The organism is Photorhabdus sp. P32 (assembly GCF_038085095.1).
GTDB classification, from domain to species: domain Bacteria; phylum Pseudomonadota; class Gammaproteobacteria; order Enterobacterales; family Enterobacteriaceae; genus Photorhabdus; species Photorhabdus luminescens.
On record NZ_JAZGJN010000211.1, the window covers coordinates 1 to 23328 of the forward strand.

The window sequence follows — 23328 nt, forward strand, 5'->3', positions numbered from 1 at the left end:
ATTATTAATCGTGCTAATCCTATTTAAGAGTTTCAATAAGCATTGAATATCAGTTCCAGTTTTTCACTTGTTAGCAGCCGCTATCATTAGCAATGGGGAAGATTTATCTAATAATTTAATAAAGTTTACCGGCTGATAATTAACATGCTGAGCAACAGTCAGACCGTGATTGAATTGCAACACCATAATTTGATTTTCATGTCCATTCTGATACCGGTTACCAATAGAATCTAAAGTTGAACATCCCTGAGAAATAAGTCCCTGAGATTCACCTTTTATCGTCACATAAATCATATTTGCCATACTATACCTTAATTAACTTACACTTACCTTAATTAATTTACCTTATATTCAATTCCCCATTTTGAGTTATTTTTCTTTGATTTCAATAAGAGAATTGTAATGAATCGTTAAGTATCTTATATAAATGTAAATATTGCAGACTTGTAGCAGGCCAAAGATAATAAAAAATTTTAATCACTACTACTATCCTTTATCAAAGAAAAAATCATAAATTAATCAATATCAACAGACAAAATCAGATTGAATTTATACATCATACCTCCTATGAATTCTCACTCTGTAGAGATTAGCAACCCATTTATCGACATATTGAAGATAATCCGATTATCTGATTAAGTTATGTTATCTAACGTCGGGCCAACATGTTAAAAGCTACCACAGGAACAAATAGAGTATTATGAAAAGAAACATTCAACCCGGTTTCTGTGTCGTACAGCAACCTGGAGGATTGAGTTTTCAGGCAAGTCTGTTATTCAGCCATTCAAATAGCGAAGCGGCCCGGTATTTTATGGCATTAAATTCAAATTACCGATTCCTGAAACCGGGACAAATCCTGCTGGTTGCAGATCCAGATTCCTATAATCCGCCACACATAATACAGCTATTAAAGCAATCTCAGTATGAAGTAAACCGATCCATTTCAGCTTTACCTAATGAATACGCGGCATTTTTGCATCGTCATTTTGGTCTGTTTCACTATGTGCTGGATCAGGGAGGAACTTTGGTTGGTACCGCTTCATCTCTGGGTGATACTTATTTCTCCCAAATTAAAAAAAATCTGTCAAAATTACAGAAGCTTTATCAAAAAGAATATCGGCTAAATGGGCTAAACCGAAAATATGTCAGTCCCGAGTTTTATGTAGAAAGACAGTTGATTATGGGTAACCTAAAGGGATTATTGAATAAAATTGGCCGACTCTCTTTGAAAATCGACCAACATCCTAATTTAAAACACGCGCTAAAATTATCCACTAAAGCCATTGCTCATCAATGGGATAAAGTCGGAGTTGGCGCAATAAAGGGATATAGTCAAACAATTATGCAAAGTGAAAAAATGGTTAAATGGATGAAATATGGCGGCCGAGTTGCCATTGGCCTGGATTTTATTGATACCACCGGGCAGGTTATTGATGCCTGTAATTATGGGAAAACAGGAAAATGTGAAAAAGTAGCTATCAAAGAATATAGTAAATTTGCAGGTAGAACAGGTGTCGGAGCAGGTTTTGCGTATGCTGGTGGAATTGCCGCAGACGCAGCATGTGTTGCTCTTGGTGCTGCAACTGGGGGACTAGTTGCTGGAATTTGCATTGCAGGGGGTAGCTTAGCGAGTGGTTATATCGGCAGTAAAAGTGGCGAAAAAGCTGCTGAATTCGTTGTAGATTTATTTATAGGAAATTAACTATGAGAATATTGGATTTGATAATGACAATATGTCTTTTCTTATCTCTTTTACTTTTGATTATATCAATAGCCATTTACAAAATAAATCGAAAAAAGATGGATAAAATTATTGAATTATATATAGAAGAAGGACTTTATTTACCAACAGGCATAATGATACAACGCTTCGGAAGGATGCGTGATCAGATTCACGTCGTTTTATTCTTCTACAGGCTGTTAACTGGAAAAAAAATGAAGATAAATCAGCCTGATAGTAAATATATGCACCAAGAATCTTATAACTTTATTCAAAATCTACCCTCCAGTTTAACGTATTGGATGAAAACATGTATCATTATCACTTATATAGGTGCAGCATTTTCTCTCGTATCAACAATAATAATCTTAATTCAAAAATATTATTAATCGTGCTAATCCTACTTAAGAGTTTCAATAAACATTATAAAGGGATATAGTCAAACAATTATACAAAGTGAAAAAATGATTAAGTGGATGAAATATGGCGGCCGAGTTGCCATTGGCCTGGATTTTGTTGATACCATTGATGCCTGTAATTATGGACAAACAGGGAAATGTGAAAAAGTAACCATCAAGGAATATAGTAAATTTGTTGGCAGAACGGGAGGCGGGATGGTCGGAGGATATTATGGCGGTCTAGCAGCAGGTACAGCATGTGTTGCTCTTGGAGCTGTGTCAGGTGGTTTAGTTGCCGGATTTTGCATAGCTGGTGGCGGTTTAGCTGGCGGGTCTATGGCTAGTTATGGATTAGAGAAAACTATGGGATTCTTCGCAGATGTATTTATAGAGAATTTGCTATGAGTATATTAGATTTAATAACCATTATTTCTGTTATTTTTTTCTTCTTTTTTCTAATTATATCAATAACTATTTACAAAATAAATCAGAGTAAAATGGATGAAATTATTGAATCATATGTAGAAAAAGGACTTTATTTATCAGCAGGAGTAAAACTGGGTCGTTTTTTAGGTGTTCATGGTCAGTACCAAGTTGCGATGTTTTTCTATATGCTCCTCACTGGGAAAAGAATGAGAATCAATGAAAAGGATAGCAAATATATGTACCAAGAATCTTATAGTTTTATTCAAAGCCTACCCTACAGTTTAACTCACTGGATAAAGATATATTTCATCACCATTAATATAAGCGGTGTATTCTTCTTCATAATAATGATAACGTTTCTATTTAGAGAATACGCTTAATTATATGAACATTCATGGAGCATTAATATGAATAGAGTCACTTTTATCATTTTACTTATTTTTTTCGCTTCTTTTATTGGTTTTTTTATTATATCAGCAGTTATTTACAAAATAAATCAAAAAAAGATGGATAAAATTATTGAATTATATATGGAAAAAGGGTTTTGTTTATCATCAGGAGCATACATAGGGCATTTTATGGGTATTCACGGTCAATTTTATACTGCCGCATTTTTCTATAGATTATTAACAGGAAAAAGAATAAGAATAAATAAACCTAATAGTAAATATATGCCAAAAGAGTCTTACGATTTTATTCAAAATTTACCCCCCAATTTAACTCACTGGATAAAAACATGTTTCATTACCATCAATATAAGTGTTGCATCCTTCATTATATCAATGGCAATATACCTATTTGAAAAATACGCTTAATCATACTGAAAATTCAATAGGACTTTAATATGAACATAATCACCCTTATTATTTTGATTATACTTTACACCTCTTCAACACTTATTCTTTTTATATCAATAGCCATTTACAAAATAAATCAGAAAAAGATGGACAAAGTTATTGAATTATATATAGAAGAAGGACTTTATTTGCCAACAGGCATAATGATACAACGCTTCGGAAGGATGCGTGATCAGATTCACGTCGTTATGTTCTTCTACAGGCTGTTAACTGGAAAAAAAATGAAGATAAATCAGCCTGATAGTAAATATATGCACCAAGAATCTTATGACTTTATTCAAAATCTACCCTCCAGTTTAACGCATTGGATGAAAACATGTATCATTACCACTTATATAGGTGGAGCATTATTTTTTACAGCAACAATAATAGTCTTAATTCAAAAAGATTATTAATCGTGCTAAATGGATATGCGTGGCTGTCGGCAGTGTAGTAGGTGGAGTTACCGGAAGCACAGCGGAAAATTTCTTAATCGATAAAATAGTAAGTGAATAACATGAATATCCTAATTAATACAATTAACTTTCTCATGATTTCTTTATTTTTAGTTAGTCTGTTTTTGCTACTATTTTTATTCTTTTTTTATGGGGTAAAGAAAGCATCCTTCGCAGAAATCAGAGAAAAATATACACAAAAAGGATTTTTTATACCACAAATTATATATGTAATATCGTTCTCTGGTTTTTATGGTAGTTATTATTTATCCTGTTTCTTCTACCAGATAATAACCAGAAAAAAGACTATAATATCTCGTGCTTATATAGGTAATTCCATACCGGAAGAAGCATATGAGTTTGCAAACAGTATACCTAAAAAACTTGCTTCAATAATAATTATATATTATTGTTTATTTTCTATTTCTATATTACTGTTCACCTTAAGCAGTATACTTATCTTGTTATACAAGTGTTTAACGAATACATAAAACACACCCTACTTTTACATCAACAATAATAGCCTTAACTCAAAAACATTATTCATTGTACTAAATCAAGAGGATCAATATAAATAACAGTCAGACCATGATTGAATTGCCGCACTGAAATCTGATTTTCAAATCCATTCTGACACCGGTTACCAATAGAATCCAGAGTATGCGCGCTCTTCATCTTCGACAACAGAAAAAACTATCAATTGATTAGCATTAACAGGTAAAAACGAGCGGAATCTATCGCAAACTCTTTTAAGGTGTCAGGTAATAAAAATGGTATACTCCATCCCCTAAATCCCATTTAAACATTATCTACAGAGTGTCCGTGGTGGATCAGAAACAACAATATAACCTGAACAAATTACAGAAGCGTTTACGCCGTGATGTCGGTCAAGCAATCGCTGATTTCAATATGATTGAGGAAGGCGATCGTATTATGGTCTGCCTTTCTGGTGGTAAAGACAGCTATACCCTGCTATCTATCCTGCAAAATCTACAAAAAAGCGCTCCAGTTAATTTTTCACTTGTTGCAGTTAATCTGGATCAGAAACAACCCGGTTTTCCTGAGCATATCCTTCCCGCTTATCTGGATGAACTGGGTGTCGAATATAAAATTGTCGAAGAAAACACTTATGGCATAGTGAAAGAGAAGATTCCTGAAGGTAAAACAACCTGTTCACTCTGCTCCCGTTTGCGCCGTGGGATCTTATATCGCACAGCCACTGAGTTGGGCGCAACGAAAATTGCATTAGGCCATCATCGTGATGATATTTTACAGACCTTATTTCTCAATATGTTTTACGGCGGCAAACTAAAAGGTATGCCGCCAAAATTGATGAGTGATGATGGTAAACATATTGTCATTCGTCCTCTCGCTTATTGCCGTGAGAAAGATATTGAGCGCTATGCAACCGCCAAAGCATTTCCAATCATTCCTTGTAATCTCTGTGGTTCACAACCTAACCTGCAACGTCAAGTTATCAAGGATATGCTACGGGAATGGGATAAGCGTTATCCCGGCAGAATTGAAACCATGTTTCGTGCGGTACAAAATGTCGTTCCATCGCATCTGAGCGATTTTAATCTATTCGATTTTAAAAATATCACTCACGGCAGCGAAGTTATTGATGGCGGCGATCTCGCTTTTGATAGCGAAGAATTACCCATACAACTCGTTAGTGATATAGAAGATCAGCCCGATTATCAATCAGAACGGCTGGATGTTGTTGAAGTAAAGTAGTTATTCTTAATCATGCCGCTCTGGATATATTTCAGAGCGTTAATTTCTTCATCTCAACAACAATGAAAAACAAAAAAAGCCGACATTAGCAATTAATATCGGCACAAGAATGGGCAATTATTCTGTATAAAGACTTATGTGAGAAAAACTACAATTACGGAGAACAACGTTCATCGCTTAACGTTGTTTTCACCTGCGAGAGCTATCATGCCTCAATGATGTCTGGTGAATATTGATATATCTCAAATTAAACATCAATTTTCGTAACACTTTCCCGCCGTTGTGTTTCATCTCGCCAAATAACTCTCTAATTATACCCGTCATCTTTCAAGTCGCCTCTTTGTTGGCTGCACTCACTCACCCCGGTCACATAGTTATCTATGCTCCCGGGGATTCGCTCCCTTGCCGTCGCGATGCATCTTGAAATCCATTGGGTATATCATAGCCATTTACTTCTTTTTAACCACAAAGCAACAAATATAATCAATCCCAATAACAGCAAACAAAAAATACTAAAGCCTAGATGGTTTTCATTACCAGGAATACCACCAAGGTTGACACCAAATAATCCGGTCAGGAATGTTGTTGGTAAAAAAATCATAGCAAGTAATGACATAGTATAAGTACGACGATTCATCGCATCCGCCATCATGGATGTAATTTCATCTGAAATAATTGCTGTACGAGCAATACAACCATCCAAATCATCCAATTCTCTTCCCAAGCGGTCAGCTATTTCCTGCATTCGATGGCGATCTTCATCACTCATCCAGAGTAATTTTTCATTGGCGAGACGGGCAAATACATCTCTTTGAGGCGCCATATAACGGCGCAGAATGATCAATTGCTTACGCAGTAAAGCTAATCCACCTCGCTCTGGCGTCCGTTGCTCAAGAACCATATTCTCAAGCTCAATAAGGTTGTCATGAAGATCTTCAATAAAATTACCCACTTCATCAGTTATTGCATCAGCCATTTCAACCAACCAGTGCCCGGTCGTTTTCGCGCCTATACCATTTTGTAAATCACTCAGTACCTGTTCAAGTGAATGAACTTTACGATGACGACTAGAAACGATAATTTCAGAGTTAATATAAATACGGAATGTGACTAATTGATCGGGACGTTCGCTTTTATTGCTATTAATTGTCCGCAGCGTAATCATCGTACCATCGCCGGTACGAACTATTTTCGGCCTAAAACTCTCTCCAGCCAGCCCCTTTTTGACCGTTTCTGGCAACAAATCCGTGTCCATTATCCAGCGATAACTCTTGGGATTATGGTAATCCAGATGTTGCCAGAAAGGTTGAGCTGGTGTGGCTAATCCATTCATATCAATCGATGTCATGCCGCCTTGACCATCAAACTGACAAGCATAAACTGCATCGGCCTCTTTCAATGATGAGCCATAAATGGTTTCCACATCCAGCTCCTTACCCTTAGTGCTTAATTATGTACATAGTATGGCTATATGCCACGTCTTCAGGATTGGTGATCGGGTATCCTTTTAACCAAGGTTTTATCAATCTGCCGTTAGTGTACTGATAAATCGGTGCAATAGGCGCCTGTTCAGCAATCATTTGCTCCGCTTTGTTATAGTCATCGTTTCTTAAAGCATCATCTGTTCGCAAACTAGCAGATTGTAGTAATTTGTCATAATTTGCCTGATGGAATTTAGCAATATTACCACTATGCGTTGAAGTTAGCAGGCTTAGAAATGTAGAAGGTTCATTATAATCACCCACCCAAGATGCTCGAATAACATCAAAATCGCCCGTGTTACGGCTATCAATATAAGTTTTCCATTCCTGATTCATCAAACTCACTTGCGCCCCCAATTTTTTCTTCCACATCGAGGCAATAGCAATCGCAATTTTCTGGTGGTTTTCGGAATTATTATAGAGCAAAGAAAGTTTCAGTGGATTGTTCGGCCCGTAACCCGCCGCTTGTAACAAAACCTTAGCCTGTTGATCCAATTCTGCCTGTGTATGTTGTTCCATGTCACTGAGCGCAGGATGGAAACCAGCGGTCACATCCGGCGTAAAATGCCAGGCAGGTTTCTCTCCGGTCCCTAAAACTTTTTCAGTAATGACTTTGCGATCAATCGCCATAGAAAGCGCTTTACGTACTCTGGCATCATTAGTTGGCGCCCGTTGGGTGTTAAAAGCGTAATAATAGGTTCCTAACTGATCCGGCGTATAGACTTGTCCAGGTAAGTCATGCTGCAATTTTTTATACATATTTTTCGGGAAGGATTCAGTGATATCTAAATCATCCGCCAGATAGCGTTTAGTCGCATGTGATTCCTGATTAATGGGCACAAATGTGACTTTAGTTAGGACGGTTTTTTTATGATCCCAATAATAAAGGTTTGGCGTCAGAACGATTTTCTCATTAACAATTCGATCATGTAATTTGAAAGCGCCATTTCCCACCAAATAACCAACTTTTATCCACTCTTTCCCATATTTTTCTACTATCTTCTTATTTACCGGGTAGAGACTGAAATTCGCCGTCAGGTTAGGAAAGTAAGGCACAGGCCGGTTTAGCGTCACCTTTAGTGTGTGCTTATCAATGGCCTCAACACCCAGTTTTACTGGCAGCAGTTTGCCGTCAATAATTTCCTGCGCATTTTCAATACCTGCAAGTGCGGCAAACCAAGCAAAAGATGACGTATTAGCCGGAGTGACCAACCGCTGCCAACTATACACAAAATCTGTCGCAGTAACGGGTTCGCCGTTTGACCAACGGGCATCAGAACGCAACGTAAAAAACCAAGTTTTGTTGTCTACCGTTTTCCACGCTGTTGCTACACCGGGAATGGCATTGCCATACGCATCCTGATTCACCAACCCTTCAAACAGATCGCGCTGAACCTGCGCTTCTGTCAGACCCACGGCGTTAATCGGGTCTAAGGACGCCGGTTCGTCTTTTAGATGACGTACCAGTTCCTGTTTGTCATTAAGCTGAGTGCCAGGAGGAACTTCCGCAGCAAAAGCAGAAACGGTGATAAGAGAACTACTGATAATAAGAGAACTATTGATAAGTAGCGCACAAGAAATCAGATTGAAATAACGCATAAGTAATAATCTGCCCTGTTATAAAATAAATATCCCAATATTAAATTATAAGCCATTGTCGAAATGACACAATCAGACAATTTTACTCTCACAAGCACTATTTTTGATGGGCAAGAGCCGAATATTCTTCTACACTGGGCAATCGTGGTTCATTTATCAGAGGAAGAAAACTATGACACAAACAGTAAAATTTCAAGGCAATGATATCTCCGTAAGCGGCCAGTTCCCAAAATCAGGGGAAAAAGCGCAAGATTTTACTCTGACAGCCAAAGATCTCTCCGATGTCTCTCTTAGCCACTATGCCGGAAAGCGTAAGGTGCTGAATATTTTCCCAAGTATCGATACCGGTGTTTGCGCGGCATCAGTACGTAAATTTAATCAGGTAGCGAATGATTTGGAAAATACCGTCGTTCTGTGCATTTCCGCCGATCTGCCTTTTGCTCAATCCCGTTTCTGTGGCGCGGAAGGGTTATCGAATGTCGTCACGCTGTCTACCCTGCGTGGCGGTAGTTTCAGTGAAGATTATGGCGTCGCCATCAGCAACAGTCCTCTGAGTGGTCTCACAGCCCGTGCAGTCATTGTGCTTGATGAAAGCGATAATGTGATTTATAGCCAACTGGTTGATGAAATCACTAATGAGCCAGATTACGATAACGCACTGGCCGTACTGAAATAAATCCCGTGATTTGTATAATGCCCACTTCCGGTGGGCATTATTTTACTCGTCGTCATCCGGTTCATATTCAGTAGCATGTTTCCTGCTACTCAGACCATATTCTCTCAATTTATTGGCAATCGCAGTATGCGATACCCCAAGACGTTTAGCCAGTTTACGCGTGCTTGGATAGTGCCGATAAAGACGCGTCAACACTGAACGTTCAAAACGTTTACTGATTTCATCCAGAGAACCATTGAACACATCTTCACTAAAAGACACCTCTGTTTCAAACTCTGGCAATTGTATATCCCGCGGCGTCAGCTCCATATTTTCGAGCTGAGTCAATGCGCGATAAATGGCATTTTGTAACTGCCTTACGTTACCGGGCCAACTGTAACTCATTAGAAAATGGGAAAGTTCAGGGGACAATTTAGGTTTCAGTACCCCCTGCTCTTCGGAAAAACGCTCAATAAAATACTCCACCAGCGGCATAATATCTACTTTGCGATCACGCAATGGCGGAAGTGTAATCGCCAATACATTAAGACGATAATAGAGATCTTCGCGAAATTCCCCCCGTTGTACTAATTCAACCAGATTTTTTTGCGTAGCACAGATGACTCTGACATTCACTTTGACTTCGTTTTCTTCCCCTACTCGGCGAAAAGTGCCATCATTAAGAAAACGCAGTAGCTTGATTTGCATCTGTGGCGACATTTCGCCAATTTCATCCAGCAAAACAGTGCCGCCATTGGCCTGCTCGAAGAAACCTTTCTTTCCTTCAATCGCATTGGGATAAGCGCCGGCAGCGTAGCCAAACAGTTCACTTTCGACTACATCATCCGGCATTGATGCGCAGTTCAACCCCAGAAAAGGTTGTTTTCCGCGTAAACTGTGCAAATGACAAGCTTTTGCCAGAATATCTTTACCTGTTCCTGTCTCGCCAATCAGCAGCAGCGGCGCATCCAACATCGCCATTTTACGGGCTTGTTCAATAATCTGAGTCATTTTTGGGCTGACAGCGATAATTTTCTTAAATTCACTGCCATCATTGTCAGTCAGTTTTTTCAGTTGATTCCCTATTCGGGCGGCAGATTTGAGCATAATCACCGTACCAACACACTGCATTTTCTGCTTTTCATCAATCAGTTGGATAGGCGTAATATCCATCAGGTAGTCCAAACCTTTGAGAGTTATCCTTTCCACACGCTGCTGGATATTTTTATTTTCAAACCAGCGCGAAAAGTTATAACCGCTGATAAACTGCCCGATAGGTTTTTGATAAGTTTGTTCTTCACTCACACCAAACAGCTTAAACACCGCAGAGTTAGCAAGTTCAATATTTCCTTTCAGATCAACCGAAAAAACAGGCTCAGGCAAGGACTCCAACAATGCGCACATCGCTTTATGTTCTCTTTCGGAAGGCATAAAAGAGACGGTACGAACATCAATAACACCATTAATACGACGAATTTCCGCCATCAATTTACGAAATACATTGAAATCAACGGGTGAAAAATTAAGGTAAATCCGGCCGATTTGGGATATTTCTATCCCTTTTAAATCAATATTCTCTAATACCAGTAGATCGAGCAATTCACGGGTAAGCCCAATTCGATCATGGCAAATAACTTCTAAGCGCATCTGTTTTGACCTTATTTACACTAATACATATAATTTTTTAAAATACTACTCTCTACGATTATTCATATGAAGCATTCTGTCAGTAAAAATTGACCAGACTCCGGTTTTTTCAATGTCGTAAATAACACAGTATTTGAAACTTTCACTAAAATAAACAAATTCTACAATTGATTATAAAACAGATTAATAAAATAACGTAAAACATCGTCGTTATCTGGATATTTTGTGCCTTCATATAGAACTAAAGCATATATCATTTAATTAACTATATTCTTAGACTTATTTGGCAGGATATTCTTAAGTTGAGTGATTAGCTGACGACGGAAATCTCCTAATTTAGGTTTGTCACCTTCTATCCAAGGTAATGGCCTACATAATTCCATCGCTTTAATACCCAACCGAGCAGTCAGTAAACCGACACCGATCCCTTGGGCGGCTCTGGCAGAAAGACGCGCAGTGATATCCTGCGATAACCAATCCATACCCACTTCCCGCACCATTTCTGAGACGCCGGAAAAAATAATATTCAGTAGAACAAGGCGGAAAAGCCGAATACGACTGAAATATCCCAATTCAATACCATATAGAGCTGCAATACGATTAATTAGCCGGATATTACGCCAGGCAATAAATGCCATATCGACAATCGCCAACGGGCTAACCGCTATCATTAATGCCGATTCCGCAGCATAGCGGCTGATTTCAGCCCTGGCTTGAGCATCTAAAACAGGTTGAACCCATTTGCTGTACAACAGCACCACTTCACGATCATTATGTGTATCGTGTAAAGCGGCCCGCCAGCGCTGTAACGCCGGGTTATGCTGTTCGATACCCGCCTGACTTGCCAACCTCTCACAAAATTCCCGCCCTTTACCCATACCATGATGCTGTAATAACGCTTTCGCAGTATCCCGTTCTTCAGACCGCATTCTTAGCCGATAGAGACGACGCCACTCACTGACCAGAGAACCTATACCCGCAAAGACAATCATGCCCCCTGCCGCCGCTACACCTAACGCGCTCCAATCCTGTTGCTGCCATGATTGATAAATCCATTGCACAAACTGAGCAACAGCGCTCACGCCTAGTAAAATCAGAGCGCCATATACCATTTTACGCCAGCAACTACGCTTGGGTTTCAATGCCGCATTAACTATCCCTTCTACCTGACCTTCGCGCTCTTCTGTCTCAAGTTCTGGCGATACAGGATAGAAATTCGCCATATCTTTTTCATCGAAAATCTGAGCGGGTTTTAAAACCGGCTGTTGTGGCCCTGATAAGGGTTCTTCAAAGTCAATTCTTGGCTTCAAGGGCTCGGTCATCTCACTTTATCTCCCACTAAAAATTCCAGCACGGTATCTAACCGAATATGAGGCAATGGCGTATCAGTATCTACCGGACAAGGGCCAAATTCCTCGAAAGAGAAACCCTGCTTTTGCCAGAAATTATCATCAGGTAAACGCCGCGGTACTTCACCGGGGAAAAATGTCAGTGATTTACCATCTGTAAGTCGATATCCCTTCAACGCCGGAATGCTTTCACCATGATGTTCAATCACGCCGCTTTCTGTCGCCCGTACCGATGCCAGACCAACGCAATCCATGCTGATACCTTCAAAAGCCGCATTTTGTCTGGCTTCCTGAACCAATTGTTGGAGTAAAGCAACCAAATTAGCATGTTGATCGGCGGTAACATGATCCGCCTTACTGGCAGCAAACATTAATTTATCAATGCAAGGGGAAAACAAGCGGCGGAAGAGAGTGCGTTTACCATAATGAAAACTCTGCATTAATTGTGTCAGCGCCAAACGCATATCATTAAATACTTGTGGTCCACAGTTCAATGGCTGTAAACAATCTATCAACACAATCTGCCGATCAAAGCGTAGAAAATGCGCTTTATAAAACCCTTTCACAACCGACTGGCAGTAATATTCAAAGCGCTGACGCAGCATACCGATATTCGTGTGTTGATCTGCCTGAGCAAATTGTGACTCAGTGATATGGTTGATATCCGGCCACGGAAAAAATTGCAAAGCTGGAGCGCCCATCATATCACCGGGCAGAACAAATCTCCCCGGCTGGATAAAATGCAATCCTTGCTCTTTGCATTTAACCAAATATTCCGTATAGGCCTGAGCAATAGCAGCCAATAGATTCTCATCTGCGGGCGCCAGCGGATCGCACTGTTTACAAAGATCCAACCAAGGCTTTGCCCATTCAGCTCTTTCTCCCTGCAATAAGCTATTCATCTGATGTGACCATGTTAAATAACTTTGTGCCAACATCGGTAGATCTAACAGCCATTCACCGGGATAATCCACAATTTCCAGAAATAACGTGGCTGTTTCTTTGAAATGACGCAGCAGAGAATTCTCAGAACGGTAACGAAGCGCCAGCCGGATTTCACTGACACCCCGTGTCGGCGTCGGCCAGGCAGGCGGTGTGCTGTAAAGTGCGGCCAATCCTTCATCATAAGTAAAACGGGGAACGCCCAAATCACGTTGAGGAACCCGTTTTACACCCAACAAGCGACCGTCACGCACAGCAGAAAATAGCGGCAACCGGGCGCCGCTATGGAGGTGAAGTAACTGGTTAACCAAAGATGTGATAAACGCTGTTTTACCACTACGACTTAATCCTGTTACAGCTAACCGTAAATGGCGATCCATCCCACGATTAACCAGCGCAGTTAATTCATTTTGCAGCCGTTTCATGTCTCTCCTGTGATAAGTATTACGATCAGGTAATACCAGTTAGTTGCATCATTTAACTTTTCCTGCAACTCGTGCTTGCAGGGCTTCACGCTGACATTGCATCTCTTGTTTGGCCAACTTATGAAAAACCCAAACCGTGTTAGGATCATCGGCCTCATCGAGACCTTGTTTCACTTGTTCCCGGAACCAATTATCGCGTTCCGCCGTTTTATGAGTTCGTTTCAACATTAATGACTCCACAACTAGCCCAAGGCATTCCTAAATTATTATCAAAGCTGCTTGAAACGACTGCGAACACTGAACGTTTCAGAAGTAATATAACGTTCCATTTGGCGCAGACGAATCTCTCCCGATTTCAATTGATAGTCGATTTCATTCAGCAAACTTTGGGCTGAAAAATAGTCCTCTTGGGTATAACCCGGGGGTGCCGGGTCCAGGACGAAAACCAATACAATATAAGCGACAACCACAAACCCAAACAGGCCAAGAAACAGTGACAATACCGCTATGACACGAATCAAACGCACCGGTACATCAAAATAATAGGCCAATCCAGCACAAACACCTTTAATTTTGCCTTTTTCAGGTATTCGATACAGTTTCCGGCGATTACCATTCGACATTATGATTGCCTCCAATCAGGATGTTCTGCATCCAGAATATCTTCCAGTGTTTTGATTCGTGCCTGCATATGTTGTACACGCTCTGCCAGACGCTGAATTTCATTCTGATCTAACTGGCTTTGATTGGAATTCCGGTCGCTATAATGCAACCACAACCAGATGGGTAGCACAAAAAGTACAAAGATAGTCAGCGGAATGCCAAGAAATATAGAGCCCATCACTTTTCCTTATGGTTAGTTAAGTGCGCCAACATTTAATGTTGTTCTTTATTAGCATTTATTTTAGCCTTCATTGCCGCTAATTGTGCGCTGATTTCATCGTCTGCTTTTAATTCAGCAAACTGTTGATCCAGAGATTTTTGTTTTCCCATGCCCACGGCTTCGGCTTCCGCTTCCATATGATCGATACGGCGCTCAAATTGCTCGAAACGAGCCATTGCCTGATCAATTTTACCGCTGTCGAGCTGACGGCGAACCTGCCGGGAAGAGGCAGCCGCTTGATGACGCAGAGCTAACGCCTGTTGTCTTGCTCGGGTTTCACTCAGTTTGTTTTCAAGTTCAACAACTTCCCCTTTCATTCGCTCAAGTGTTTCTTCCAGTATGGCTAATTCATGTTTCAACGTATCCACTAAAGCAGCCGCCTTCTGTTTTTCAATCAGGGCCGCTCGCGCCAAATCTTCTCTCTCTTTACTCAACGCCAGTTCCGCTTTTTCCTGCCAATCATGCATTTGTTGTTCACCTGCGGTAATGCGGCGGGATAACTGCTTTTTCTCTGCCAGAGTACGGGCAGAAGTTGAGCGAATTTCAACTAAAGTGTCTTCCATTTCCTGAATCATCAGGCGAATCATTTTTTGCGGATCTTCCGCTTTATCCAGTAATGAAGAGATATTGGCATTCACGATATCAGCAAAACGAGAGAAAATACCCATAGTAAATTATCCTTTTTGATTAAAATTAGTTAATACTCTGTTCATGTCACTCTTAAATCTTATCAAGAACCGTGCCAACTTTTTTTCTCTCTCTATTTTCATGAAATATAAAGAAAATTTTTTATTTGATTTTTTAGCACAACAGAATAAAGTGGTCTAAATAACTAATTATTGGTGAAAATAACCATGAATGACGCCACAGAAAATCTATTAGGTGAAGCAAACAGCTTTATCGAAATCCTGGAGCAGGTATCCGCACTAGCAAAATTAAATAAACCCGTCATCGTTATTGGGGAACGCGGAACCGGCAAGGAGCTGATTGCCCGCCGTTTGCATTATTTATCCCCCCGCTGGCAAGGGCCATTTATCTCCCTAAACTGCGCGGCTTTGAATGAAAATTTATTGGATTCAGAGTTATTTGGTCATGAGGCTGGCGCATTTACCGGCGCACAAAAAAAGCATCAAGGCAGATTTGAACGTGCCGATGGGGGAACGCTATTTCTTGATGAATTGGCAACCGCACCAATGCAAGTTCAGGAAAAGCTATTGCGCGTTATTGAATATGGGCATCTTGAACGCGTTGGCGGCAGCCAACCATTACAGGTCGATGTTCGATTAATATGCGCCACCAATGATGATCTGCCCGCAATGGCAGCTAAGGGGCAATTCCGCGCTGATTTGCTCGATAGACTGGCTTTTGATGTGGTCAAAATCCCTCCATTGCGCCAACGACAACAGGATATCATGTTGCTAGCACAACACTTCGCTATTCAAATGTGCCGCGAACTTGATTTGCCGCTATTTCCCGGTTTTACTGACCAGGCAAAACAACAGTTACAGAATTACACTTGGCCCGGTAATATCCGTGAACTGAAAAATGTTGTGGAACGATCGGTTTATCGTCACGGCAAGAATGCTGATCAACTTGATAATGTTATTATTAATCCATTCGCCTCCACATCGCATTTCATAGCCAATGTTGATGATAGTAATGATTTATCTTCACAACTTCTGCCTTCACTGCCCGTTAATTTGAAACAGTGGCAACATGACAGCGAACGACAATTAATAGAATTATCATTAAAAGAGAGTAGGTTTAACCAAAGAAAAGCGGCAGATAAACTACGGCTGACCTATTATCAATTACGAGGCTTAATGAAGAAACATGATATCAATACCGGTGATAAATGAGCTGAATTACAGATAAAAAAAAGCCAGCACCCGAGCTGGCTAAAAAAACACTGGAAGCAATGTGAGCAATGTCGTGCCTTTCCTGGGACATAAAAACTGTTCCCCGGAAGTGCGATACAGATGATAATGGTTATCAATACGTTTTGTAAAGCACTTTGTTGAGAATTTTTCTCATTATCATCACCGCAGCGTTTTTTTGGGCTCAAGCGCTATTTGAGATACAATGTGTCAATTCTAATTAATAACAGATGCCTTATATGCGCAGTTTGATTTATTGGATCATATTATCCCTTTCAGCCCCGGCTATTGCAGGAACAATAGCTACGCCTGAAAAAAAGCCCCACATTCCGACTGACATTCAGCAACACGGGTTTATTTATTGCGTTAACGGCAATCTGAATACCTTTAATCCTCAACTGACTAGCAGTGGCTTAACTGTCGATACACTGGCCGCCCAACTCTACGAGCGTCTATTAGACGTTGATCCTTATACGTACCGTTTGCTCCCTGAATTGGCCTCTCATTGGGAGACACTGGATAATGGCGCTACTTACCGCTTTTATTTACGCCGTAATGTCTCATTTCAATCAACAGACTGGTTTACTCCGACCCGTACAATGAATGCTGATGATGTCATCTTTAGCTTTAAGCGTCTGTTTGATAAGCAACACTATTATCATAACGTCAATGGCGGACATTACCCCTATTTTGACAGTCTCCAACTGGCCGATTCTATTCAAAGTATCCGTAAAATTAATGAATATACGGTGGAATTTCGCCTGAACGAACCAGACGCCTCTTTTCTTTGGCATTTGGCAACCCACTATGCCCCAATACTTTCACAAGAATATGGGCAACAATTGCATCAAATGAATCGCCATGAACAAATTGACTGGAAACCTGTCGGCACAGGCCCGTTTATGTTGAAAGATTATCGGACCAGGCAATTTATCCGTCTGGTTCGCCATGATAAATACCGGAAAGGCAAACCACAAATGCGGCAAATAGTTATTGACGTCGGCGCCGGCGGCACTGGCAGGATGTCTAAGCTTTTAACCGGTGAATGTGATGTATTAGCGTATCCCGCAGCCAGCCAGCTTACGGTTTTACGAGATGATCCTCGCCTGCGTCTGACTTTACGCCCAGGAATGAATGTCGCTTATCTGGCTTTCAATACCAGCAAGCCGCCTCTTGATAAACTACAGGTTCGGCAAGCCATTGCCTACGCTATTAATAACCAACGGCTGATGCAATCCATCTATTATGGTACGGCGGAAACAGCCTCATCAATTTTACCTCGGGCGTCATGGGCTTATGATAATCAAACTGAGATTACGGAATACAACCCAGAAAAATCCCGCAAAATACTTAATGATCTTGGATTAAATGGCTTGCAATTGAGCTTATGGGTACCTTCCGCCTCTCAATCATACAATCCAAGTCCACTTAAAATGGCAGAATTGATTCAGGCCGATTTAGCACAAGTTGGTATTATCATGAGTATTAAGCCTGTTGAGGGCCGATTTCAAGAAACCAAGCTGATGGATAAATCTCACGATATGACCCTATCAGGTTGGTCAACTGACAGTAATGACCCAGACAGTTTTTTCCGGCCGCTGTTAAGTTGTGCCGCTATCGCTTCACAGACCAATTTCAGTCATTGGTGTAATCCAGAATTTGATAAAACTTTGCGGGAAGCTTTAATTAACCAGCAATTATTATCCCGAATTAAGTATTATCATGCAGCTCAACAAATCCTTGAACAGCAATTGCCTATATTACCATTAGCCTATTCTCTGCATTTACAGGCTTACCGTTACGATATTAAAGGGCTAGTACTCAGTCCATTTGGTAATGCCTCTTTCGCTGGTGTTTATCGGGAAAAAGAGGCTGATCAAATGACTCAGAAAGGTGGCAAATGATTATTTACACTCTCCGTCGTCTGCTTTTACTGATTATTACCCTGTTTTTCCTGTCGCTGATAAGCTTTAGCCTCAGCTACTTTACCCCTAATGCTCCTCTCAGCGGGGCATCCTTGTTTGATGCTTATATATTCTTTTTCCACAGCTTATTACTATGGGATTTTGGCGTATCCAGCATCAACGGTGAACTTATCAGCGAACAATTATGGGAAGTGTTTCCCGCCACAATGGAACTCTGTATTCTGGCTTTCTCTGTCGCGTTGCTAATCGGCATCCCACTCGGGATTATTGCGGGAGTATGGCGTAACAAACCAGCGGATACTTTTATTACCTCCATTGCTTTAGTCGGATTTTCTATCCCGATTTTTTGGCTAGCGCTATTACTCACCCTATTTTTTTCTCTTTATCTCGGCTGGCTACCGGTCTCAGGACGCTTTAATCTGCTATATCAGATTGAACCTGTGACAGGCTTCTCATTAATTGATGCCTGGTTATCAAAATCGCCCCATCGTAATGAAATGATCATCAGTGCCATGCAACACTTGTTGCTACCCGTTATTACACTCGCTGTTGCACCGACAACCGAAGTTATTCGGTTGATGAGAAACAGTACAGAAGAGGTTTTTGGCGAGAACTATATTAAAGCCGCCGCAACCCGTGGTTTATCGAGGCTGACAATTATCCGTCGTCATGTCCTACACAATGCATTGCCCCCTATCATCCCGAAATTAGGATTACAATTTTCCACCATGTTGACACTGGCAATGATGACGGAGCTGGTATTTAACTGGCCGGGACTTGGTCATTGGTTAGTCAGCGCCATTCGTCAGCAAGATTATTCCGCCATTTCTGCGGGTGTTATGGTGATTGGCACACTGGTGATTTTAGTCAATGTTCTGTCTGATGTTATTGGCGCAATGACTAACCCTCTGAAGCATAAGGAATGGTATGCCCTTAGATAATTTTTATCGTGAAAAGAAAATGCCATCACCGATAAAGGTCATCTGGCGCTTTTTCTATTCGGACATGTTGGCAATGATGGGGTTTTATGGGGTGCTTATTCTGATTGCCCTAAGTCTGTTTGGCGGATATCTGGCCCCCTATGAGCTCGATCAACAATTTCTTGGTCACCAACTACTGCCGCCTTCATGGTCATATCACGGTAATATCGCATTTTTTCTAGGTACCGACGATCTTGGGCGCGACATCCTCAGCCGATTGCTAATAGGTACGGCCTCCACGTTCGGTTCAGCCCTGTTAGTCACTTTAGCGGCTGCTTTATGTGGTTTGATTATCGGCTGTCTGGCAGGCATGACACGAGGGCTGAAATCCGCAGTACTTAATCATATTCTCGATACATTACTCTCTATCCCATCACTATTGCTGGCAATTATTGTCGTCGCCTTTGTGGGCGCCAGTTTGCAGCATGCAATAATCGCTATTTGGTTGGCGCTATTGCCACGTATCGTTCGCACGGTTTACAGCGCAGTTCACGATGAGCTAGATAAAGAATATGTCATTGCCGCTCGTCTGGATGGCGCTTCTAATTACCATATTCTATGGTATGCAGTATTACCAAACATTACCGCCGCCTTGATCAACGAGCTAACACGCGCCCTTTCTATCGCCATACTTGATATCGCTTCACTTGGTTTTCTTGATCTTGGCGCTCAACTTCCCTCACCTGAATGGGGAGCGATGTTAGGCGATTCACTGGAGCTAATCTATGTTGCGCCTTGGACCGTTATGTTGCCCGGCGCAGCAATCATGTTCAGTGTCTTGTTAGTCAATTTATTAGGTGATGGATTACACCGTGCAATTAATTCCGGGGTGGAATAATGCCATTACTCGATATTCGTAATCTCACTATTGAATTTATGACTGCCAAAGGGCCAGTTAAAGCGGTTGACCGTGTTAGTATGTCACTGACAGAAGGCGAAATACGCGGTCTGGTGGGTGAATCCGGCTCAGGTAAGAGCCTGATTGCCAAAGCAATAAGCGGCGTCACTAAAGATAATCTTAAAGTGACGGCTGACCGTTTTCGCTTCGATGATATTGACCTGCTCCGCCTGACTCCACGGCAACGCCGAAAAGTCATCGGCCACAATATCTCAATGATTTTTCAGGAGCCACAATCCTGTCTTGATCCTTCTGAAAATATTGGTCGACAACTCATTCAAGCCATTCCCGGCTGGACTTACAAAGGCCGTTGGTGGCAACGTTTAAAATGGCGAAAACGCCGGGCTATTGAATTACTCCACCGAGTGGGAATTAAAGATCATAAAGACATTATGAGTAGCTTCCCTTGCGAATTAACGGAAGGAGAATGCCAGAAGGTCATGATTGCTATCGCATTGGCTAACCAACCACGCCTGCTGATTGCAGATGAACCCACCAATGCGATGGAACCGACCACCCAAGCTCAAATTTTCCGTCTGTTAGCGCGATTGAATCAGAACAATAACACCACCATTTTACTGATAAGTCATGACTTGCAAGTCATGAGCAAATTGGTGGATCGTATTAATGTTCTGTATTGCGGTCAAACGGTCGAAAGCGCCGTTCCCGATGAATTACTGGTAACGCCACACCACCCCTACACACAAGCGTTAAGCCGCGCTATCCCTGATTTTGGTAGCTCTTTGCCTCATAAAAGCAGGTTAAACACCTTGCCAGGCGCCATTCCATCCCTTGAGCATCTACCCATCGGCTGCCGTTTAGGCCCGCGTTGCCCTTACGCGCAAAAAACGTGTATTGAAACACCGCGGTTACGGGTGATAAAAAACCATGCTTTTGCCTGCCACTTTCCACTGAATCTGGAGGAACAGTAATTGGTTAATACTCTGCTAGAAGTCAGGAACCTGGCTAAAACTTTTCGTTATCGAACTGGTTTTTTTCATCGTCAACACCTTGATGCGGTGAAACCCGTCAGCTTTACCTTAAAGGCAAAACAGACACTGGCGATTATTGGTGAGAACGGTTCTGGAAAATCAACGCTGGCAAAGATGCTTTCAGGCGTTATCGAGCCAACTTCCGGCGAAATCATGATCGACGGCCACAAACTCACTTACGGTGATTATAGTTATCGCAGTCAACGCATTCGCATGATATTTCAGGACCCAAGTACATCGCTAAATCCTCGTCAACGTATTGGACAAATTCTTGCTATTCCCCTTCTGCTTAATACAGAACTCAATACAATGGAACGGGAAAAACGGATCAACCAGACATTGCGACAAGTTGGCCTGTTACCGGACCATGCCAATTATTATCCACATATGCTCGCCTCAGGCCAAAAACAGCGGGTAGCACTGGCGCGCGCATTAATATTACAACCTCAGATTATTATTGCTGATGAGGCATTAGCATCACTCGATATGTCTATGCGATCTCAAATTATTAATCTGATGTTGGAATTACAGGAAAAACACGGTATTTCTTATCTCTATGTCACCCAGCATCTTGGCATGATGAAACATATCAGTGATCAGGTGCTTGTCATGCATCAAGGGGAAGTTGTTGAACGGGGAAATACAGCAGAAGTGTTGGCTTCTCCTCTGCATGATATGACTCGCCGTCTGATCGCCAGCCATTTTGGAGAGCCACTCACCGCTGATGCCTGGCGACAAGATATTCCTTAACATATAGAAAACGATAATCACTGCTCGGAGCAGAACGCAAAATACAGCATATTTCTCTCTAGCGTGATAGAATTACTGGGTTTATTAACATAAAACGTCATATTGATATTGTCTCTGTGAGCGATTTTAATCCATTAATATCATTACCGGCGTTATCACACAAGGATACTGTTATGGGTTTTATGACCGGCAAGCGCATTCTGATCACTGGCGTCGCCAGTAAACTCTCCATCGCTTATGGTGTTGCAAAAGCAATGCATGACCAGGGAGCTGAGCTAGCTTTCACTTATCAAAATGACAAGTTGAAACCTCGTGTTGAAGAATTTGCTGCTTCTCTGAACTCTACTATTGTTCTGCCTTGCGATGTAGTTGAAGATGCAAGCATCGAAGCCCTGTTCACCGAACTGAGTAAAATTTGGCCAAAATTCGATGGCTTTGTTCACTCCATTGGCTTTGCACCTGCTGATCAACTGGATGGTAACTATGTCAGTGCCGTTACCCGCGAAGGCTTTAGAATCGCACACGACATCAGCTCTTACAGCTTTGTTGCTATGGCAAAAACTTGCCGTGAAATGCTGAACCCAAATTCTGCTTTACTGACTCTCACCTATCTGGGAGCAGAGCGCTCAATCCCTAACTATAATGTCATGGGTCTGGCAAAAGCATCTTTGGAAGCTAACGTTCGTTATATGGCTAATGCTATGGGCGCTGAAGGTGTTCGCGTTAACGGTATCTCTGCCGGCCCTATCCGCACTTTGGCTGCATCCGGCATCAAAGATTTCCGTAAAATGCTAGCTCATTGTGAATCCGTTAACCCAATTCGCCGCACTGTAACCACTGAAGATGTTGGTAATGCTGCGGCATTCTTGTGTTCGGATCTGTCCGGCGGTATCACCGGTGAAATCCTGCATGTTGACGGTGGTTTCAGCATTGCAGCAATGAATGAACTGGAGTTGAAATAATCTGATAAATAATCAGTAATTTTCATATTCACAAGGTCCGAAAAGTTATTTTTTCGGGCCTTTTATTATCAATAAAATAATAAATTAATTTCGTCATTAAATCATCACTAATTGGTAAAAATTAATTTTAAATTAAAATATAAAAAACCTTTGGAGAGAATTATTAAAACCTTTGTAATTAAAGAGTTAAACGATATTACCTTATGATTGTTTTATTGACACAAAAAATATCATCTCGTTTCCTTGCGCTAATCAATAATATGACCTTTAATATAATCAATAATTTAATTTCATACAATCTGTTATCAGTAAAATATTCTATTTTTATTATCACTTTAATCTTTTAAGTTAAATATTATATTTCACTCTTTAATACAATTTAATGATATTT

23 protein-coding genes and 1 pseudogene are annotated in these 23328 nt (G+C 41.1%); 14 read left to right on the top strand and 10 right to left on the bottom strand.

Annotated elements, in window-relative coordinates:
* Window positions 1-35 precede the first annotated feature (35 nt).
* Window positions 36-303: pseudogene (gene tssD / locus V2H77_RS04365) on the bottom strand (type VI secretion system tube protein TssD); the annotation flags it as partial.
* 397 nt (window positions 304-700) lie between these two features.
* On the opposite strand from tssD, the gene V2H77_RS04370 reads away from it, so the two are divergent.
* The 6 genes from V2H77_RS04370 to ttcA all read left to right on the top strand — a co-directional run bounded on the left by V2H77_RS04370 (window position 701) and on the right by ttcA (window position 5572).
* Window positions 701-1702: a hypothetical protein gene (locus tag V2H77_RS04370; RefSeq protein WP_341497831.1), complete on the top strand. Its 1002-nt coding sequence runs from the start codon at window positions 701-703 to the stop codon at window positions 1700-1702.
* Window positions 1703-2184: 482 nt separating this feature from the next.
* Window positions 2185-2523, top strand: coding sequence for a hypothetical protein (locus V2H77_RS04375; protein ID WP_341497832.1), 339 nt, complete (start codon window positions 2185-2187; stop codon window positions 2521-2523).
* Complete coding sequence (locus V2H77_RS04380) at window positions 2520-2924, top strand: hypothetical protein (RefSeq protein WP_049581348.1); 405 nt, start codon at window positions 2520-2522, stop codon at window positions 2922-2924. Before V2H77_RS04375 ends, V2H77_RS04380 begins: the two co-directional genes overlap by 4 nt.
* 27 nt (window positions 2925-2951) lie before the next feature.
* Window positions 2952-3359, top strand: a complete 408-nt coding sequence (locus tag V2H77_RS04385; RefSeq protein WP_341497833.1) for a hypothetical protein — start codon at window positions 2952-2954, stop codon at window positions 3357-3359.
* 29 nt (window positions 3360-3388) lie between these two features.
* Window positions 3389-3796 carry a hypothetical protein gene (locus tag V2H77_RS04390; protein ID WP_265377531.1) on the top strand — a complete coding sequence of 136 codons (408 nt, stop codon included), beginning with the start codon at window positions 3389-3391 and terminating at the stop codon, window positions 3794-3796.
* An 846-nt stretch (window positions 3797-4642) separates the two neighbouring features.
* Window positions 4643-5572 (top strand): tRNA 2-thiocytidine(32) synthetase TtcA, encoded by a 930-nt coding sequence (gene ttcA / locus V2H77_RS04395; protein ID WP_341497847.1) that lies wholly within the window; start codon window positions 4643-4645, stop codon window positions 5570-5572.
* A gap of 439 nt (window positions 5573-6011) precedes the next feature.
* On the opposite strand, the gene zntB is transcribed toward ttcA, so the two are convergent.
* Together zntB and V2H77_RS04405 are read right to left on the bottom strand one after the other, a co-directional pair.
* Window positions 6012-6995, bottom strand: coding sequence for a zinc transporter ZntB (gene zntB, locus V2H77_RS04400; RefSeq protein ID WP_341497834.1), 984 nt, complete (start codon window positions 6993-6995; stop codon window positions 6012-6014).
* A gap of 16 nt (window positions 6996-7011) precedes the next feature.
* The gene (locus V2H77_RS04405) at window positions 7012-8652 is read right to left on the bottom strand and encodes a peptide ABC transporter substrate-binding protein (protein ID WP_341497835.1); all 1641 of its coding nucleotides are present in this window, start codon (window positions 8650-8652) and stop codon (window positions 7012-7014) included.
* Between the two features lie 172 nt (window positions 8653-8824).
* Here V2H77_RS04405 and tpx point away from each other — a divergent pair, with 172 nt between their 5' ends.
* Window positions 8825-9328, top strand: coding sequence for a thiol peroxidase (gene tpx / locus V2H77_RS04410; RefSeq protein ID WP_265377528.1), 504 nt, complete (start codon window positions 8825-8827; stop codon window positions 9326-9328).
* 42 nt (window positions 9329-9370) lie between these two features.
* Here tpx and tyrR read toward each other — a convergent pair whose 3' ends face one another.
* The 7 genes from tyrR to pspA all read right to left on the bottom strand — a co-directional run bounded on the left by tyrR (window position 9371) and on the right by pspA (window position 15221).
* The gene (tyrR, locus tag V2H77_RS04415) at window positions 9371-10954 is read right to left on the bottom strand and encodes a transcriptional regulator TyrR (RefSeq protein ID WP_265377527.1); all 1584 of its coding nucleotides are present in this window, start codon (window positions 10952-10954) and stop codon (window positions 9371-9373) included.
* A 257-nt stretch (window positions 10955-11211) separates the two neighbouring features.
* Window positions 11212-12276, bottom strand: a complete 1065-nt coding sequence (locus V2H77_RS04420; protein WP_341497836.1) for a YcjF family protein — start codon at window positions 12274-12276, stop codon at window positions 11212-11214.
* Window positions 12273-13670 (bottom strand): YcjX family protein, encoded by a 1398-nt coding sequence (locus V2H77_RS04425; protein ID WP_341497837.1) that lies wholly within the window; start codon window positions 13668-13670, stop codon window positions 12273-12275. The genes V2H77_RS04420 and V2H77_RS04425 overlap by 4 nt, the downstream gene beginning before the upstream one ends.
* A 48-nt stretch (window positions 13671-13718) precedes the next feature.
* Complete coding sequence (locus tag V2H77_RS04430) at window positions 13719-13898, bottom strand: hypothetical protein (RefSeq protein WP_341497838.1); 180 nt, start codon at window positions 13896-13898, stop codon at window positions 13719-13721.
* Between the two features lie 41 nt (window positions 13899-13939).
* On the bottom strand, window positions 13940-14293 hold the full coding sequence (gene pspC / locus V2H77_RS04435; RefSeq protein WP_341497839.1) for an envelope stress response membrane protein PspC: 354 nt from the start codon (window positions 14291-14293) through the stop codon (window positions 13940-13942).
* Window positions 14293-14511, bottom strand: a complete 219-nt coding sequence (gene pspB / locus V2H77_RS04440) for an envelope stress response membrane protein PspB (RefSeq protein ID WP_049581337.1) — start codon at window positions 14509-14511, stop codon at window positions 14293-14295. The genes pspC and pspB overlap by 1 nt, the downstream gene beginning before the upstream one ends.
* 35 nt (window positions 14512-14546) lie before the next feature.
* Window positions 14547-15221 carry a phage shock protein PspA gene (pspA, locus tag V2H77_RS04445; protein ID WP_341497840.1) on the bottom strand — a complete coding sequence of 225 codons (675 nt, stop codon included), beginning with the start codon at window positions 15219-15221 and terminating at the stop codon, window positions 14547-14549.
* A 186-nt stretch (window positions 15222-15407) separates the two neighbouring features.
* Between pspA and pspF the strand changes: the two genes are divergently transcribed.
* From pspF to fabI, 7 genes are all read left to right on the top strand, one after another.
* Complete coding sequence (gene pspF, locus V2H77_RS04450) at window positions 15408-16412, top strand: phage shock protein operon transcriptional activator (protein ID WP_341497841.1); 1005 nt, start codon at window positions 15408-15410, stop codon at window positions 16410-16412.
* 257 nt (window positions 16413-16669) lie between these two features.
* Complete coding sequence (gene sapA, locus V2H77_RS04455; RefSeq protein ID WP_341497842.1) at window positions 16670-18334, top strand: ABC transporter substrate-binding protein SapA; 1665 nt, start codon at window positions 16670-16672, stop codon at window positions 18332-18334.
* Window positions 18331-19296, top strand: coding sequence for a putrescine export ABC transporter permease SapB (sapB, locus tag V2H77_RS04460; protein WP_341497843.1), 966 nt, complete (start codon window positions 18331-18333; stop codon window positions 19294-19296). Before sapA ends, sapB begins: the two co-directional genes overlap by 4 nt.
* Window positions 19283-20173: a putrescine export ABC transporter permease SapC gene (sapC, locus tag V2H77_RS04465; protein WP_341497844.1), complete on the top strand. Its 891-nt coding sequence runs from the start codon at window positions 19283-19285 to the stop codon at window positions 20171-20173. The genes sapB and sapC overlap by 14 nt, the downstream gene beginning before the upstream one ends.
* Window positions 20173-21165 (top strand): putrescine export ABC transporter ATP-binding protein SapD, encoded by a 993-nt coding sequence (gene sapD, locus V2H77_RS04470; RefSeq protein ID WP_341497845.1) that lies wholly within the window; start codon window positions 20173-20175, stop codon window positions 21163-21165. The genes sapC and sapD overlap by 1 nt, the downstream gene beginning before the upstream one ends.
* Window positions 21166-21975 (top strand): putrescine export ABC transporter ATP-binding protein SapF, encoded by an 810-nt coding sequence (sapF, locus tag V2H77_RS04475; RefSeq protein ID WP_132344104.1) that lies wholly within the window; start codon window positions 21166-21168, stop codon window positions 21973-21975. It begins immediately after the preceding gene.
* A gap of 173 nt (window positions 21976-22148) precedes the next feature.
* Window positions 22149-22937 carry an enoyl-ACP reductase FabI gene (gene fabI, locus V2H77_RS04480; RefSeq protein ID WP_341497846.1) on the top strand — a complete coding sequence of 263 codons (789 nt, stop codon included), beginning with the start codon at window positions 22149-22151 and terminating at the stop codon, window positions 22935-22937.
* The last annotated feature ends 391 nt before the right edge of the window (window positions 22938-23328 follow it).